Source organism: Collinsella sp. HCP28S3_E9 (assembly GCF_052065455.1).
GTDB lineage: Bacteria > Actinomycetota > Coriobacteriia > Coriobacteriales > Coriobacteriaceae > Collinsella.
Genome location: NZ_JBQHTZ010000004.1, coordinates 13,464 through 30,007, shown reverse-complemented (window position 1 = coordinate 30,007; position 16,544 = coordinate 13,464). Strand labels below are relative to the sequence as shown.

General features: G+C 59.1%; 13 protein-coding genes. All 13 read right to left on the bottom strand.

What is annotated here, in order from left to right; all coding sequences use genetic code 11:
- Window positions 1–921, bottom strand: coding sequence for an RNase adapter RapZ (rapZ, locus tag ACTNA2_RS02900; protein WP_427718645.1), 921 nt, complete (start codon window positions 919–921; stop codon window positions 1–3).
- A 99-nt stretch (window positions 922–1,020) separates the two neighbouring features.
- Window positions 1,021–1,707: an N-acetylmannosamine-6-phosphate 2-epimerase gene (locus ACTNA2_RS02895; RefSeq protein ID WP_154517496.1), complete on the bottom strand. Its 687-nt coding sequence runs from the start codon at window positions 1,705–1,707 to the stop codon at window positions 1,021–1,023.
- 70 nt (window positions 1,708–1,777) lie between these two features.
- Window positions 1,778–2,743, bottom strand: coding sequence for an ROK family protein (locus ACTNA2_RS02890; RefSeq protein WP_427728775.1), 966 nt, complete (start codon window positions 2,741–2,743; stop codon window positions 1,778–1,780).
- 170 nt (window positions 2,744–2,913) lie between these two features.
- Window positions 2,914–3,834, bottom strand: a complete 921-nt coding sequence (locus ACTNA2_RS02885) for a dihydrodipicolinate synthase family protein (RefSeq protein WP_427718650.1) — start codon at window positions 3,832–3,834, stop codon at window positions 2,914–2,916.
- 68 nt (window positions 3,835–3,902) lie between these two features.
- Window positions 3,903–4,754, bottom strand: a complete 852-nt coding sequence (locus ACTNA2_RS02880) for an acetylxylan esterase (protein ID WP_154517502.1) — start codon at window positions 4,752–4,754, stop codon at window positions 3,903–3,905.
- Entirely contained in the window at window positions 4,747–5,724 is a 978-nt protein-coding gene (locus tag ACTNA2_RS02875) for an acetylxylan esterase (protein WP_441048566.1), read from the bottom strand. The genes ACTNA2_RS02880 and ACTNA2_RS02875 overlap by 8 nt, the downstream gene beginning before the upstream one ends.
- Window positions 5,725–5,804: 80 nt before the next feature.
- Complete coding sequence (locus tag ACTNA2_RS02870) at window positions 5,805–6,632, bottom strand: ABC transporter ATP-binding protein (RefSeq protein WP_154517508.1); 828 nt, start codon at window positions 6,630–6,632, stop codon at window positions 5,805–5,807.
- Window positions 6,633–8,648: a dipeptide/oligopeptide/nickel ABC transporter permease/ATP-binding protein gene (locus tag ACTNA2_RS02865; protein ID WP_154517511.1), complete on the bottom strand. Its 2,016-nt coding sequence runs from the start codon at window positions 8,646–8,648 to the stop codon at window positions 6,633–6,635.
- A gap of 3 nt (window positions 8,649–8,651) precedes the next feature.
- Window positions 8,652–9,608, bottom strand: a complete 957-nt coding sequence (locus ACTNA2_RS02860) for an ABC transporter permease (protein ID WP_370450641.1) — start codon at window positions 9,606–9,608, stop codon at window positions 8,652–8,654.
- Between the two features lie 157 nt (window positions 9,609–9,765).
- Window positions 9,766–11,373, bottom strand: a complete 1,608-nt coding sequence (locus tag ACTNA2_RS02855; protein ID WP_427718660.1) for an ABC transporter substrate-binding protein — start codon at window positions 11,371–11,373, stop codon at window positions 9,766–9,768.
- A gap of 364 nt (window positions 11,374–11,737) precedes the next feature.
- Window positions 11,738–13,624, bottom strand: a complete 1,887-nt coding sequence (gene uvrC, locus ACTNA2_RS02850) for an excinuclease ABC subunit UvrC (RefSeq protein WP_154517564.1) — start codon at window positions 13,622–13,624, stop codon at window positions 11,738–11,740.
- A 60-nt stretch (window positions 13,625–13,684) separates the two neighbouring features.
- On the bottom strand, window positions 13,685–15,982 hold the full coding sequence (murJ, locus tag ACTNA2_RS02845; RefSeq protein WP_427728764.1) for a murein biosynthesis integral membrane protein MurJ: 2,298 nt from the start codon (window positions 15,980–15,982) through the stop codon (window positions 13,685–13,687).
- Window positions 15,983–15,985: 3 nt separating this feature from the next.
- Window positions 15,986–16,486: a Cys-tRNA(Pro) deacylase gene (gene ybaK / locus ACTNA2_RS02840; protein ID WP_427718664.1), complete on the bottom strand. Its 501-nt coding sequence runs from the start codon at window positions 16,484–16,486 to the stop codon at window positions 15,986–15,988.
- Window positions 16,487–16,544 lie beyond the last annotated feature (58 nt).

Sequence of the window (16,544 nt, the reverse complement as noted above, 5' to 3'; positions counted from 1 at the left end):
CTATGCTTTCGTATTGGCACGCGACAAGTCGCGGTGAGAAATGCTCACGTGATACTGAGCACCTTCCAGGTATCGGGCCGTAGCCTCTGCAATGGCAACGCTGCGGTGCTGGCCGCCCGTACAGCCGATGGCAATGGAAAGCTGCGGCTTGCCCTCCGCGATATAACCCGGCATGACCGTATCGAGCAACTGCGTCCAAACCTTCCAGAACTCCTGAGTCTTGGGATGGTCCAGGACAAAGTCGGAGACCTTCTTATCGAGGCCGGTCAACGTGCGCATCTCGGGGTCGTAGAATGGATTAGGCAGGAAGCGAACATCGATCATGATGTCTGCCTCGACGGGCATACCATGCTTAAAGCCAAATGAGAAGACGTGGACGTCCATGAGCTGCTGGTCGGACAGCTCTGAAAAAGCCGCACGCAGCTTATTGCGTAAAGCAGAGGTACGAAGGCGGCTCGTATCGATGATCATATCGGCTCGGTCGCGCACGCCCTGGAGTTGTAAACGCTCGCGCTGGATGGCGTCGGCCGTGGTCTCCCCCGGCTTCGCAATGGGATGGCGGCGGCGGTTTTCGCTGTAGCGGCGAATCAGCACCTCATCAGATGCATCGAGAAACACAATGTCACAGCTCATCTCGCGCTCTTCCAAGGCGGCAACGGCGTCAAGCAGCTCATCAAACAGGCCTTGGCTGCGAAGGTCACAGGTAACAGCAAGATGTCTACCCACACCCGTATTGATGCCAACAAGCTCTGCGAGCTGCGCAATCAGGCGCGGAGGCAGGTTGTCGATACAAAAATAGCCCATGTCCTCAAACACATGCATGGCTTGCGTTCGGCCCGATCCGGACATTCCGGTGATGATGACGATATCGGGAATGCGCTCCGTGCGCTCCGCCGCATCCATGGCATCTCCCTTTTGCATGTGCTGCCTCCTAAAATAAGCGCAGGACCCGGCCAGCGGATCCCGCGCGATCAATTGCCTTAGTTGAGTATACCGCCCCAAGCGGATACGGGGCCCGTCTTACGCCTCAAGCGCAGCCTTGAACCAACTCGTAATACTTGTGGGGTGCGTAATGGCAGTGCCAACGACAACGGCCCAGGCGCCGGCGTCAATCGCGGCGCGAGCCTCCTCGGGCGTATGCACACGACCCTCGCAAATAATGGGAAGACCGGGGAACTCCTCGGTTGCCTGGCGCAAAAGCGGCAGGTCGGGGCCGTCTGCCATGGTGCAATCGATGGCGGCGACGCCATGCGAAAGCGTAGTGGAAACCAAATCGAAGCCCATGTCGACCGCGCGGCGGATATCCTCGATCGTGGCGCAGTCCGCCATCAGAAGCACGCCCTCCTCGTGCAGCGGACGAAAAGTGTCCTCGAGCGACTTGCCATCGGGGCGCGGACGATCGGTGGCGTCAATCGCCACGATGTCAGCACCGGCAGCAACGCAGGCGCGGGCGTGACGCAGCGTCGGCGTGATGTAAACGCCCTCGTGTCCATCCTTCCACAGGCCGATAACAGGAACCTCACAACGACCCTTAATGGCAGCAATGTCGGCAAGGCCCTGGCAACGAATGGCGGCGGCGCCTCCGAGTTCGCAAGCGCGAGACATTTGAGCCATGGTCTCGGGCGTACGAAGCGGCTCGCCCATATACGCCTGAACGCTCACGATGAGCTTACCCTTCAGGGATTGAATTAAAGGATCGACGGTCATAAGGCTATAACCTTTCTCAGAACAGCCTCCCGAGGCGTGTCGTCTCGGGAGGCTCCTACAGCAGATACGTTTACTTTAACGAGGCAAGAAGATGCTCGGCGGCACCGATAAGCGGTGCGTCGCCCTCCAGAGAACCGATGAGGATCGGCGTGTCCTGAAGCGGATCGAGCGCTTGGCTGGCATAGCCCTCGTGTACCGAATCCTTCCACGTCTGCGAACGCCAATCGGGTCCCTGGTGAATTACGCCACCCGAAAGCACGATGACCTCTGGATCCAGAATGTTGGCGAGCGAGCCCAAGCTAGCGCCCAATGCAAAGCCGGCATCGTGGATGACCTCGGTCGCCTTTGCGTCACCCGCACGGCACAGGTCGTTCACGTCGCGGCCAACCGAGGGACGGCTGGGGTCAACACGACCGAAGCGCTCGTCGTACATGCGCCCAATCGACGTACCCGAAGCCACCGACTCCAGATGGCCGGAACGCCCGCAGGCGCAGGGAATGCCGGCGGCAGCCGAGCACTCGATGTGGCCCATATGGCCGGCAGCACCATGGAAGCCCTGCATCACGCGGCCGTTCTCGACATATGCGCCTCCGATACCCGTGCCGATGCCCAGACACAAGACGGAGAACTTGCCCTTGCCGACGCCCCAATGGGCCTCACCCAGAGCATGAGCCTGCACGTCGCCTACAACGGCAACGGGAAGACCGAGGTCCTCGCGCAGACGCGGCCCCAACTGAACGCCGGACCAGCCGGGCATGATCTCGTTGGCATACGCGATGGCGCCCGTCTTGGGATCGACGACGCCAGCGGCACCGATACCGACGCCAAGGACCTCGACATCGGGATTCGCCTCGAGAGCGGCCTTGATGGACGCCTCGATACGCTGGAAGACGGCCTCACCGCCCTCTTGGGCCTCGGTGGGAACCTCAGCCTCAAATACGGGATGGGGCACGCCGCCATCAGCCGGATATTCCATAATGGCGGTCGCAATCTTGGTGCCACCGATATCAACGGAGCAGATGTACTTGTTCTCCATGTCGCTCTCCTTAGGAGATAAAAACAACTACAGGAAATAAAGGCGGTGTTATCGCCGCAGCTTGCTAAAGGCTTCCCGAGTGCCCGGGGTTGGGGTGAAAGCGGTCGGGCATTGACCTAATGGGTCACGCTCGATCGCTTGAGCCCCAAGATCGGGTGCCCGGGAAAGCTTTACAGGAGACCGTTGTCCTGGAGGACCTTCCTAATCGCCTCGACGTTCTCGCCGGTCATGGCCTTCACCGGGCGCGGCATGGTCGGGCTGTCGAAAATGCCCATGAGGTTCATAGCGGTCTTGAAGGCGCCAACGCCACCGGCATAGCCCTGGACGCCCGAGGTGACGTCCCAGATGTGCGAAATCTCATTGAGGCGATCCTGCTCGGCTTTGACGGTAGCCCAGTCACCAGCCTGAGCGGCCTTCCACTGGCGCACGTAGCCCTCGGGCTCAACGTTGGCGAGACCCGGGACAGAGCCGTCGGCGCCACCAAGGTAGGCACCGTCGACGACGACCTCATGGCCGGTGAGGATGCTCATCGGATGGCCGTTCTTCTCGTTCTCCTGAACAAGGTAGCGGAACGAGACGTCGTCACCCGAGGAATCCTTGACGCCAGCAAGGACGCCCTCGGCGCCGAGCTTTGCAAGGAGCTTCCAGGGGAGCTTGGTGTGAACGCACACGGGAATGTCATAGGCAAAGATGGGCAGGTCGAGCTCCTCGTGCAGGATGCGGAAATGCTCCTCGACCTCGGTCATGCCCTGCAGGGCATAGAACGGGCAGGTGGCGACGAGCGCATCGGCGCCCAGCTCCTGAGCAACCTTACCGTGCTCAATCATGCGCTCGGTCTCGGTATCGATGATGCCGACCAGAACAGGAACGCGGTGGTCGACGATTCGAACGGCCTCGGCGATGATCTGTCGACGACGCTCGTCGGTGGAGAAAACGACCTCACCCGAAGAGCCCAGGAAGAACAGGCCATCGACGCCGGCGTCGATCATGCGGTTGATGCTGCGCTCAAAGGAGGCAACGTCGAGCTGGTGATCTTCGGTATCGGGAACAACGACGGGAGGAATAACGCCGGTGAATTTCTGAGTTGCCACAAGAATCTCCTTAGTTGTCTGGCGGGTGGCCCTATGCCGCCCACTCTTGTTGGCAGTGTCCAGGCCGTCTAGGCCAAAGAACACAGGTAGAACGCTTGGTTAAAGAAGTCGACGACTTCGTTTTCGAACGCATTGATGCGTTCGTGAGCATATTTGGCATAGATAATATGCCTCCGGTCACACTCAAGACCGTTGAATACGGCAAACTGGCCCTTGGGATCGCTCACGGCATCCATGAGCGATGTACCCATGAGTACCGATCCGCGCACCCGAGACGACAGCGCTTCGAGGCCGCCGGGAAGCGGATTGGCAACCGCCGTGCAGGCAAGGCCCCGCTCGTCTAGAGCAGAAACCGCAAGCGCGACTCCACCGCCAAGGCCCTCGCCCCATGCAAAGATGCGGTCGGGGTCCATGCCGTCAAGATTGCGCGCGACCTTTGCCATTGCACAGCCCCAGCGGACGCGTTCAACAAAAACGGGCGAGGTAACCCCCTGCTTCAGCTCGCTGAGCCCAATCACATCGTCGTCCAGCGCAAGCACGGCATATCCCATGGCGGCAAACCTCGTCATGTGATGCCATCCACGTACGGGTCGGTCGATGTCGTGAAACATCAGGCATAGCGGCACAAGCTCGGATGCCCGGGCGCAACCTGAGGGCTCAATCAAACGGCCGTGTACGACTTCCCCGGCAAGTTCAAAGGAAACCTCGGAGTAACGCGCGCACGGATTGGCGAAATCAATCGCCGTGACAGTCAGTCCGCAAACCTCAAGGTCCGAAGCGGCTGCCTCCAACTCGGAAACATCCGCCAAGGCATCGCCACGCCAATCACGGAAATCGGAGAGCCTTGACGAAACCGTCCCAGAGATCCCCGCAAGCTCGGGGTCAATCAGCTCATTGACATTGCTCTCGCACTTAGACATGAGCCTCCCCTTCCTTGCAGAAAAACGGAATGATCAGATCGTCAAAATCCTGAATCTCCTCGTGGCCAAAACCCTCAAAGAACTCATGGCGCTTCTCGCAGGTCAGGTTGTTGTAGACCGCAAACTGCGTCGCCGGTGGACAGACGATATCAGCCGTTCCCGTGCCAAACAGCACGGGGCATTTGACCATGGGGGCAAAATTCTTGGAATCGAAATACGCCAGCTTGGCATAGGCCTCGTCAATACGAGTCGAGTCCTCGTCAAACCAGCGAGACCAATAGCGCAGGCCCTCGTAGGCAATGTCGTCGGCATCCAAATCCCAGACCAGGCGGAAATCCGACAGGAAAGGATAGAGGATGGCGGCACGATTGATAAGCTCGCTGTTAAGCGCGCAGGTCGCAATGCCCAAGCCACCGCCCTGCGACGCACCGTTCACAAAAACACGGGCAAGATCGATGCCCTCGAGCTCGCGAACAATGCGGCACAGAATGCGGATATCCTGATGCAAGCGTACGTAGTAGAGATTGGCCGGGTCGCCGTCGATACCGGCAACGATATGCCCGGCAACCGTTGTGCCTTCAAATCCACCAATATCCGCGGAGGGGCCACCCTGACCGGGGCAGTCGAGGGCGACAAGTGCCATGCCCATACCCGCAAACGATGCCTGCTCGAACCAGCTGCGGCTTGCGCCCGGATAGCCGTGGAACTGTAGCACCAGCGGCACAGACGCGTCCGAAACCGGCTTGAGATACTTGGCATGCAGGCGGGCGCCACACATGCCGGTATACCAGAGGTCAAAAAACTGGCAGGTCGCAGCATCGGCAATCGATGCCGCCTCGACCGAATAGTCGATCTCGACGGCGTCAGCCTCGGCCATGCGGACGTTCCAAAAGAGATCGAAATCTGATGGACGAGGCATGGTGCCCCGATAACCACCAAATTGCTGTTGTAGCTCCTGAGCGCTTGGCATGGCTCGTGAACCCAACCTTTCGAAATCGCAACGAGGGTGGGCCCGGCAAGGGAGCCGGGCGCACAGGAGGGAAAGCGAACCTACTCGCCAAGCTTGGGATGCAGCAGCGACGGCGCAGCACCGAGCAGCATCTTGGTGTAGGGGTCCTGCGGGTTCTGGAAGACCTGCTTGGCCTCGCCCTGCTCGACGATTTTGCCGCCGTTCATGACGATGATGTCGTCAGAGATGTAGCGGACCGTCTGGATGTCATGGCTAATGAACACCATAGCCAGGCCGAGCTCCTTCTTAAGATCGGTCAACAGGTTGAGGATCTGCGCGCGGACCGAAACGTCCAGAGCCGAGGTGGGCTCGTCGGCGATGATGGCGTCAGGGTTCAACGACAGGGCACGGGCAATTGCCACGCGCTGGCGCTGACCGCCCGAAAGCTGGCCGGGAAGAACCTCGGCGGCAGAGCTGGGCAGACCGGTGAGCTCCAGGAGTTCCTTAACGCGCTTCTCCTGCTCGGCCTCGGTACCCAGGTTGTGGACGCGCATGGGATCGAGCAGCTGCTCACGAACGACCATGCGAGGGTTGAGTGCCGTCGCGGGGTTCTGGAACACGACCGAGATGACGCGGCCCATGTGACGACGATCCTCGGCAGTACGCTTGGTGACGTCCTTGCCCTTAAAGTAGACCTTGCCACTCGTGGGGGCCTGCAGGCCGCACATGACGTTAGCAGTGGTGGACTTGCCGCAACCGGACTCGCCGACGATGCCGATCGTCTGACCGGGCATGAGCTTAATGGTCACGCCTTGGACGGCATGAACCAGATTGGGGTGCAGGATCGAACCGGTACGGGTCCTAAAGGTGACGTGGACATCGTCAAGGAAGATAATCGGCTCGACGCCGTTGACCGCAGTCTCGCTCATCTACATCACCTCCGCATGAGGGGTCAAACCATTTGCCTTGAGCACCTCATCGGGGAGCTCGGAATAGAAGTGCTCGGTGCCGGGCACGCGCTTGAAGACCGGACGGGTGTCCAGGCCGATGTGCGGATGGCTTGAGCGGGGCGCGAAGCGATCGCCCTTGGGGAAATCGCGCGGGCTGGGGACGGCGCCGGGCACCTGGTGCAGGCGGCCCGAACCGCTCTCGATGGACAGAACGGAGCCCAGAAGACCGCGGGTGTACTCGTGAATCGGGTTGGTGAGCAGCTCCTTGGTGGGCGCCTGCTCGATAACCTGACCGGCGTACATAACCGTGATGTTATGGGCGACCTCGGCGACCAACGCCAGGTCATGCGAAACGAAGATCATGGCAAAGCCGAGCTTGGCCTGAAGATCGTTGAGCAGCTTAATGACCTGCTTTTGGACGGTAACGTCCAGAGCGGTCGTGGGCTCGTCGCAGATGACCAGCTTGGGGTCGCGGGTAAGGGCCATAGCGATCAGAACGCGCTGACGCTGTCCACCGGAAAGCTCGTGCGGATAGCTCTCGAGCGTGCGCTTGGGGTCGAGGCCGACGAGCTCCAGGAGCTCCTCGGCGCTGCGGGTGCCGCCGCGCTTGGTGAGCTGCTTCATCTGGGCGGAGATGAGCATAGAGGGGTTGAGCGAAGACAGGGCGTCCTGATAGACCATGGCGATATCGGTACCGCGCAGGCCGAACCACTCCTTCTTGCTCATCTTGAGCAGGTCACGACCCTCCCAGAGGACCTCGCCGGAAAGATGCTCGTCCTCATCGGTCAGGCCCATGATGGCCAGCGTGGTGATGGACTTACCGCAGCCGGACTCGCCTACCAGGCCCATGGTCTGGCCGGGACGGACGTCAAAGTTGACATGGTCGACGACGTTGATATCACCGTGGTGCTCAAACTGGATGCAGAAATCGCGGACCGAAAGAATCGGCTCAACGGACTCATCGGGCACATGGCGGTCGTTACGCTTGAGCTCGACATCGCGCAGGGCGCCAAGACGGGCGGACAGGGACTGGGCCTGCTCCTTGTAGGCGCGAACGGGGTCGGAGACCAGCAGGTCGGCCTCGCGGCGCTTGGAGGAATCGGTCGGATCCAGGGCGGCGGAAGGAGCAGCGGCCATAGCGTCGGTAATGCCCTCGGAGAGGATGTTGAGCGCCAGGCAGGTGATCATGATGGCCAGACCCGGGAACAGCGCCTGCCACCAACGACCGGCGAGCACGCCACCGCGGGCGTCGGCGAGGATGTTGCCCCACGTAGCAGTGGGCTCCTGGATGCCAGCGCCGATAAAGGTCAGCGAAGCCTCGAAGATGATGGCGTCGGCGACCAGGGTGACGGTGAAGACCATGATCGGGGCAATGCAGTTACGAAGAACGTGCTTGATCAGAATCCACGGAGCCTTGGCGCCGGAGACGATGACCGCGCGGACATAGTCCTCACCGTACTCGGATACGATGTTGGCACGCACGATACGGGCGATCTGCGGGGTGTACATAAAGCCGATCGCAAAGATAATCGACGGCACGGAGTTGCCCAGGATGGAAACGAAGACGGCTGCGAGGGCGATACCCGGGACAGACATGATGATGTCCAGGATGCGCATAATCGTCTCGGAGACGGCCTTGCGCGAAACCGCAGCAAGAGCACCGACAACGGAGCCACAGACCAGAGCCATAGCGGTAGCACCAAAGCCGATGATCAGCGAGTAACGGCCACCGTAGAGCATACGCGAAAGGATGTCACGGCCCTTGTCGTCGGTTCCGAAGATAAACCCGTTGCCGGGCGCCTGGCGAGCCGTAAAGATCTCGACCGGGCTATAGGGGGCAAGCAGGGGGGCAAGAATCGCAGTCAGGGCGACCAGCACCAGCACGATGGCGGCAATCTTAGAAGACAGCGTCATCTTCTTCCAGCCACCGAGCTTGAGCCCCTTGGAGGCAGCCTTCTCGAGCTGCTCGGTTTGCTTCTCTCGAATCTTTACCATAATCTACACCGTCCTGATGCGCGGGTTGATGAGCAGGTAGAGCATGTCAACCACGATGTTGATGATGATGAAGGCAAGAGCAACGACGATGACGACGCCCTGAACCAGGTTCGCCTCGTTGCCCTGAACGCCCTGCAGGATCGCAGTACCCATGCCGGGGAGGTTGAAGATGACCTCGATGACGACGGCGCCGCCCATGAGATAGCCAATCTTAAGACCGAGGGTGGTGACCGGGGTGATCAGCGCGTTGCGAAGAACGTTGATGCCGACGACGACCTTCTCGGGAACGCCGGCGCCGCGAGCCATACGGACATAGTCCTTGTCGAGCTCCTCGACCATGGCGGTACGCACGATACGAGTCATCTGACCCGTCAGCGGAAATGCCAAGGCGATGGCGGGCATGATCATGCGTCCCAGATAGCCAGCCGGATTCGTGGTGAAGTGCGGCAGGGCACCCGATGCCGGGAGTACCTTAAGGTAGGAGGAGAACAGCAGGATCAACAGAACGGCAAGCCAGAACGACGGGGTTGCCAAGCCGGCGATGGAAAAGACGCGGATCACTTGGTCCGGCCATTTATCGCGATACAGGGCCGCGATGACGCCGAGCAAAAACGATACGACCGCACCGATGGCAAGACCGATGAAGGTCAGCTGCATCGTGACGGGTAGGGCCGTGGAGATGCGCTTGGCAACGGAGTTGCGAGCAGCACCATAGGTGCCCATGTCGCCATGGATCAAATTGCCCATATAGCGCACGTAGCGCACGGGCCAGGGGTCGTCCAGACCATACTTCTCATGGTACTCGGCAACCGCCTCGGGCGAGGCACCGTCACCCAACGCCGTGTAGGCGGGGTCGGTCTTGGAGAACGACATAAGGAAGAACACCAGGACGGTGACGCCCAATGCCATGATCGGCAGCGCCACGAGACGCCTTCCAATCAAACGTAGAAAGTTGTTCACGTTCTCTCCCCTTTCTTTTGTCGGTAGGACCAACTGGTATATGAGTACGGACACTCATTACAAGACCCGAGCGACATCGTTGCCGCCCGGGTCTTTGTTTCAACTATGAGGATACGGTCCCAACGGCCGACATCCTGCATATAGACTCAAGCGAGTCTTACGCCTTGACGGTCGCGACACCCTTAAAGGACATGCTCGTCGTGCCGATGCCCTTGAAGCCATCGAGGGCCTCGCCGTTGGGCGCAGTGGACGGGTCGTTCCAGGAAGCGGAGACGGTCTTAACGTGGACAACGGGGTACAGAACGGCGTTGTCGGCGATGATGTCGAAGCACTCGTTCCACTTCTTCTGCTGCTCGTCGCCCTCGGCGGCAAGAGCCTCGTCCATAAGGCCGTGGAGCTTCTGCCACTCAGCGGACTCCTTCCACGGGCAACGGGTCTGCATCCAGACGTTGTCGCCGTACCACCAGTTGAGCAGCAGGTCGGGGTCTGCGCCGAAGCAGGAAGGATCGCCAGGGGCAAGGAGGATATCGTAGGCCTCGCCGCCGTCGATGGCAGCATAGGTGGCCGGCGAAGTATCGGTCTGGATGGTCACATCGAAGCCGAGAGCGTCGAGGTCGTTCTTGACCTGGGCAGCCATACCCTTGATCTGCTCGTTATCGGTGGTGCGCAGGGTAATGGCGCCCGGGGTGATACCGGACTCCTCGATAAGCTTCTTGGCCTTCTTGGCGTCGGTCTTGTACACCGTGGAGGCCTCATGATAGTTGGTGAAGCTCTTGGGCAGGTAGCAGCTGGCAGCGGTAGCAAGGCCGGCGAAGGTGTTGCTGATCATCTTCTCGGTGTCGAGCGCATACATGACAGCCTGACGGACCTTGACGTCGTTCCAAGGCTCCTTGGCGACGTTGAACATGATGAAGCGGGTGCCGAAGCCCTGGACGTTGTCAATCTTGCAGCCAGCGCCCTCGAGCTGGTCGACGGCGTCAGCGGTAACGAGCTCCATGACGAGCGTGGAGCCTTCCTGCTGAGCGGTGACGCGAGCGGTGGGGTCGGTCAGGATGCTGTACTGGATCTTCTTATCCTCGGCAGCATACTCACCGTTGTACTCGGGGTTGGGAACCAGGGTGATCTCGGTATCGGAGATAGAATCGTACATCCAGGGGCCGGAGCCGATCGGCTGCTTGGCGCGATCCTCCTCGCTCTGGGCGGCAGGAGTAACGCGAATGATGGCCAGACGATCCTTGAGCAGGGAGAAGTTGGGGACCTTGGTCTTGACCGTCACGGTGCTGGCATCCTTGGCCTCGATGGACTCGAAAGGCTGGAAGAACGGAGCGTAGGTGGCAGAAGCGGCGCAAGCGGTGTAGGAGGCGACGACGTCGTCAGCGGTAACCTCGGTGCCATCGGAGAATTTGGCGCCCTTGCGGATGGTGACCTCGAAGGTGGTGTCGTCCACGGACTTGGGATCATCGGTGGCGAGCTCGTTGAAAGTGCTGTAGTCGTGGTAATCGATGCCGTAGAGGCCCTCGACGACGTGCCAGTTAGCGCCCAGGCCCACGGCGGAGCCAGTGCTGGCGGGGTCGAAGCTGGACGGAGCGTAAGCGGAACCGGCAGTGATCACGCCGCCGCCACGGTTGGCGGAATCGGCGGGAGCGGAACCCTCGTCGCTAGAGCTGCCACCGCAGCCAGTGAGACCAAAGCCGGCGACAGCAGCGACGCTGCCGGTGAGGCCAAGGAACGAACGCCTGGACATACCCTTATTGATGATGGCCATGTCTTCTCCTATCAATAGAGAATCTTACCCGGGAGCACCTAAACTTGCCCCCGCGCAACTTGCGGACGATATATACCTTACCTACCGACAAACCCAACTGAGGTGCCGCGCTCGGCGACCGATACATACATACGCTTGAACGGTATTTACTACCGTTCACCGAATTCGTTGACAAACGATACAGCAGACAGTATGTATCGGCGAGGTGAGATATCAGTCTTCGTCAACCCGCAGGATAGCAGGGTTTTCGCTTGGGTTAGTCAAACGTTTTAGCGTTAATAAAACCCGAAACCTGCAGGCAATCATGGCGAAATAAATGGTTGAAAATCGCGCAATCATGTATATCAGTTATTTATGCTCGTGTTTAGCTATCGGAATGGCCAGCCGCGGCCTCGGCACGCTCGGCATTCCATGCAACGAGCGCCTCGTGGACCGCCTTGGCAACATCGGCAGGTATGCCGCGAACTTCCGCGATCTCTTGCTCACTCGCCGCGCGCAACCGCTTCATCGAGCCAAAATGGCGCATAATTGCACGTTTTCTAGTGGGTCCCACGCCTGGAACGTCATCGAGTACCGAAACCGTCATAGCTTTATCGCGCAATTCGCGATGGAACGTGATGGCAAAACGGTGCGATTCGTCGCGCACCTGCTTGATGAGATAGAGCGACGCAGACCCGGTCGGAAGTACGACAGGAGTCTCGTCCCAAGGCACGAAAACCTCCTCATCGGCCTTTGCCAAACCACAAACTGGTATATCGAGCCCAAGGGCCTCAAGTTGCTTAATTGCAGCCGTCAATTGCGGCTTGCCGCCGTCGACAACGAGCAAATCGGGGCGCGAGCCAAAACGTTCGTCGGTCATCCGCTCGGGAGCATAGCGACGCCCCAAAACCTCGGACATCGAAACGAAGTCGTTCGCCTCGTCCAATTCGGCCTGGATTTTAAAGCGGCGGTACTGGCTCTTGTCGGCGTGGCCGTTGGTAAACACCACCATCGAGGCGACCGTAAAGGTGCCATGAAGCGTAGAGATATCGAAGCACTCGATTCGCATTGGCGGCGCAGGTAGCGCCAAGGCGCTCTCAAGCTCCAGGAGCGCTCGATTGGTGCGATCGTCGGCGTATCCCGTGCGCATCATATAACGCATGAGGGCATGACGCGCATTTTTAGATGCCATATCGAGCAACCGGTGTTTTTCGCCGCGCTGAGGCCTATGGAGATGACAGGAACGCTCGCGCTTGTCCGAAAGCCACTCCCCTAGCGCCTCCGCATCCTCAAGCTCGACGGAAAGGTTCACCTCGGCTGGAATATCAGCCGTCTCGTCGTAATAGCGCTTGAGAAAGCCCGATTGAAGCTCCTCTTCATCGACATCCAGGCCCTTATCGAGAATGAACTCACAGGTTCGAACCGTTCGCCCCTCGCGCACAACAAACACGCAGGCGGCCGAAATGGTCTCTTCTCGATAGAAACCAATCACATCGAGATCGACACTCGACGGAAAAACGACCTGCTGTCGGTCGTCCAGGCCCCTAATAACTTCCAAGCGACGCTTGACGCGCGCCGCCCGCTCAAAATCGAGCGCTTCGGCGGCGTCCGTCATCTCGGATGTAAGCTCATCAACGACATCTTTACGATGGCCCGACAAAAATCGCTCGACGCGTTTAACGTTTTTAGCATAGTCGGCTGGAGAGATCGCACCGACGCATGCCCCCGGGCCGCGGCCAACATGGAAGTCAAAGCAGGGACGCCCGTTTTGAGCGCAAATCATATTGACGATATCTTCTTCGCCCTTGTGGGACTCGACGATACGGCGGCATCGACGCCATTCCGCACAAGAAGCCGAGCAGATCGGGATTACCTTGCGCAGCGTATCAATGGTCTCGCGCGCCGCGCGGCTGTCGGTGTAGGGACCAAAATAACGCGTTCCCGGCTTATGACGCTCACGAGTATATTTAATAGCTGGGAACAGATCGCTCTTGGTGATAGCGATAAAGGGATAGCTCTTATCGTCCTTAAGGTCGACATTAAAGTACGGATGGTATTGACCGATCAGGTTGCGCTCGAGCACCAGCGCCTCGTGCTCGTTCTCGACAACGATATAGTCAAAGCTCGCAACCAGCTGCATCATCAGTGGAATCTTTTGGCGCTCGTCCTGCAACGTCACATATTGACGCATGCGCGAGCGCAGATTTTTAGCCTTGCCAACGTAAATGACATCGCCCTTGGCATCTTTCCAAAGGTAGCAGCCAGGCTGCATGGGCACACGCGAAACCTGTTCGGCAAGCGTTGGAATGTTGTCATGACCTGCCACGACTGCCTACCTGCGGCGAAGAAGCGCGGAGACCTCAGGCATCTTTAGAAGGACGGCAAGGCCAAAAGTCACGGCAAGTGAAACCATGCCCGCGATGCAAACATAGCCCAAGGTAATAAGAATCGATCCGCCAAGCGCTCCGACAAAACTCTCGAGCGCCCACAAAACGCCGGCACCCGCTGCGGCACCCAGGCCGCCGAGCAAAAGGCCATAGAAACAGCCGTGCAGAATAGATTTAACCTGAAGACCCTGCAGACGACGACGCAGCCACCACAGCGAACAGCCGACCAGAATCACATAGTCGACAACATACGACATCGCAATCGCAGGCATGCCATAGCCCAGCACCACACCAAACAGCAGAACCGAACCAGCCTGACCGATGGCAGAGTATAGGCAATAGCGACTATAGGGCTTCATGTCGAGCAACGCCGAGAAGCTCTTCTGCATCAACACGACCACGCCGTAGAGTGGCAGGGAGAGCGCCAGATAAACCAGAAACTCGGACACAAGCGCCACACCCGACTCGTCGAACTTGCCGGCGCAATAAATCATGTTGAGCGGACGGGCAAACACAATGAGATATAGAGCGAAAGGAATCAGGAAGAAGAGCATCTGGGCCACGCCGCGCGAGATACCAACGCGCACGCTGTCATAATCCTTTTCCTGGGCATCGTGCGAAAGCTCGGTATAAAGCGCCGTCGAGAGCGAGGCGGCTATCAAGGCATAAGGCAGTGTGTACCAAAGGCGCGCATAGGCAATTACAGAAGGACCGGTCTCGGGCTGCACCACCAGCGCGGCTGCGTTGGTAATGGAAGTCGACACGAACATGCATACCGTAGCGAGCAACGTCGGGACGCCGAGCGCGAGCGTCTGTCGCAGTGCAGGATCCTTAAAGTCGATATGAATATGAGGCCGGACACCATGCTTACCGAGTGCGGGAATCTGGCACGCCATCTGGACAAAAACGCCAAGCGTCGTGCCGAGCGAAATCAAAACGACGCCCGCCTGCTCACCAAAGCAGGCAGATACGGGAGCGAAGCCCATAAAACTCGCAATGACAATCACATTGTTGAGTACCGGGGCGAACGTCGACCAAAAGTAGTCACGATGCGCGTTAAGAACGCCCGAGAACACCGAGCCCAAGCCGTAGAACAAAATCTGAATGGCAAAGAAACGGAACATGAATGCAGCGGTATCCATGCTTCCGCCATCGCCCGAAAGGAACGACTGCGTCCAGATAAAGCCCGGAGCAAACACGGTGCCCAACACCGAAATGCCGCCCAGCAGCAAAAGCAGGATGCCGAGCAGATTACCTACGTATTCGTTTGAGGCGTCGCGACCCTGCTCGCGACGCACGCCCATGTACACCGGCAAAAAGGCGGTAACCAACATACCGCCCATCACGAGCTCATAGAGCATATTGGGCAGGTTGTTGGCGACCTGATAGGAAGACGAGAGCAGCGACATGCCGATGGCGGCAGCCATAGCCCAAGTACGGATAAACCCGGTGACGCGCGACACGATGGTCAGTGCAGTCATGAGGCCGGCAGAACGGCCAACCGTAGAGTAGTCCGACGAGCCCATATCATCTACGTCGTCCTGTGATTGGGGGCTGACTTCAGTGTGTTGTCGAGAATCAACCTCGATATCAGGCTCATCGATTATCGCGAAGGGGTCGTCGACCAAAACGGCATCATCGGCAGAAAAAGCTCCGTCAACAGGCGTGACATCGTTGTCAAACGAAGCGTCATCGTTAGCTACGGCATTATTACCAAACACCGTGTCAACTTCCCTGGCGGCAGCGGTTCGACCAGAAAACGACAATAGATCCCAATCATCGTCCTCAACAGCAACGCCCTCGACCGGATCGGTCGAGCCGAGCGGTGACCACTCGTCATCCAAAAGCAGCTGCTCGCCATCACCGTCGGTTGCAGGCCTCGCGGGACGATCGGCTGGGACACCCTGCAGTGCGCCCTTTCCCTGAGCCGCCATCAAAAACACCGCCGTCTCATCGGGACGCGGCGCACGAGACGCCCCGGCGTCAGGCATCCGTCCGGCACGGGATTGAGCCGCGGCCAAAAACACCGCCGTCTCATCGGGACGAGCCGAAGAGAGAATCGTGCGGGGAGGCACCGTACCGGCGCCGGCGGCACGCAAATACACAGCCGTCTCCCCTGGATCTGCAGCAACGGACCAAGCGTTTCGAATCTGGTCATCGACCGAAGAAGCCTCAGGCGCGGGCGTCTGAGAAGCCGAACCCTTTGCAAAGTGAGCTCCGCGCTTCGATTCTTCCTGCGGCATCGCTCAGTCCTCCCTCGTGATCGGGGCAACCGTCGCCCCGCAAAATGCAACTAAGTCGTCGGGGGCAAGCTCAAGTTGATAGCCACGCTTACCGCCTGAGATAAAAATGGTATCCCAAAGGACGCATGTCTCATCGATCAGCGTCCGAAAGCGTTTTTTCATGCCGACTGGACTGCAGCCGCCCCGGACATACCCCGTCGCGGCAAGCAAGTCCTTGACATGCATCATGGTCAGCGACTTTTCACCAGCGGCGCGCGCTGCGGCCTTTAGGTCAAGCTCGTCGGCAACGGGAATACAGCACACAACGTGTTCGTTGGACGGCGTCACGCAAACCAAGGTCTTAAACCCCTGGCCAGGCTCCTCGCCAAGTTGTTCCAAAATTGCAACGCCTAAACCCACCGACTCATCGCCATCGTCTTCATACGTATGGAGAATATAGGAGATGCCGGCGTTTTCCAGCTCGCGCATCGCATTGGTTTTCGGCGTCTTTGCAGCCTTTGCCATGGCATGTCCCTTCCCTCGCATTCGAACGTAACGCCTAAGTATATGTCCAATTTAGCCG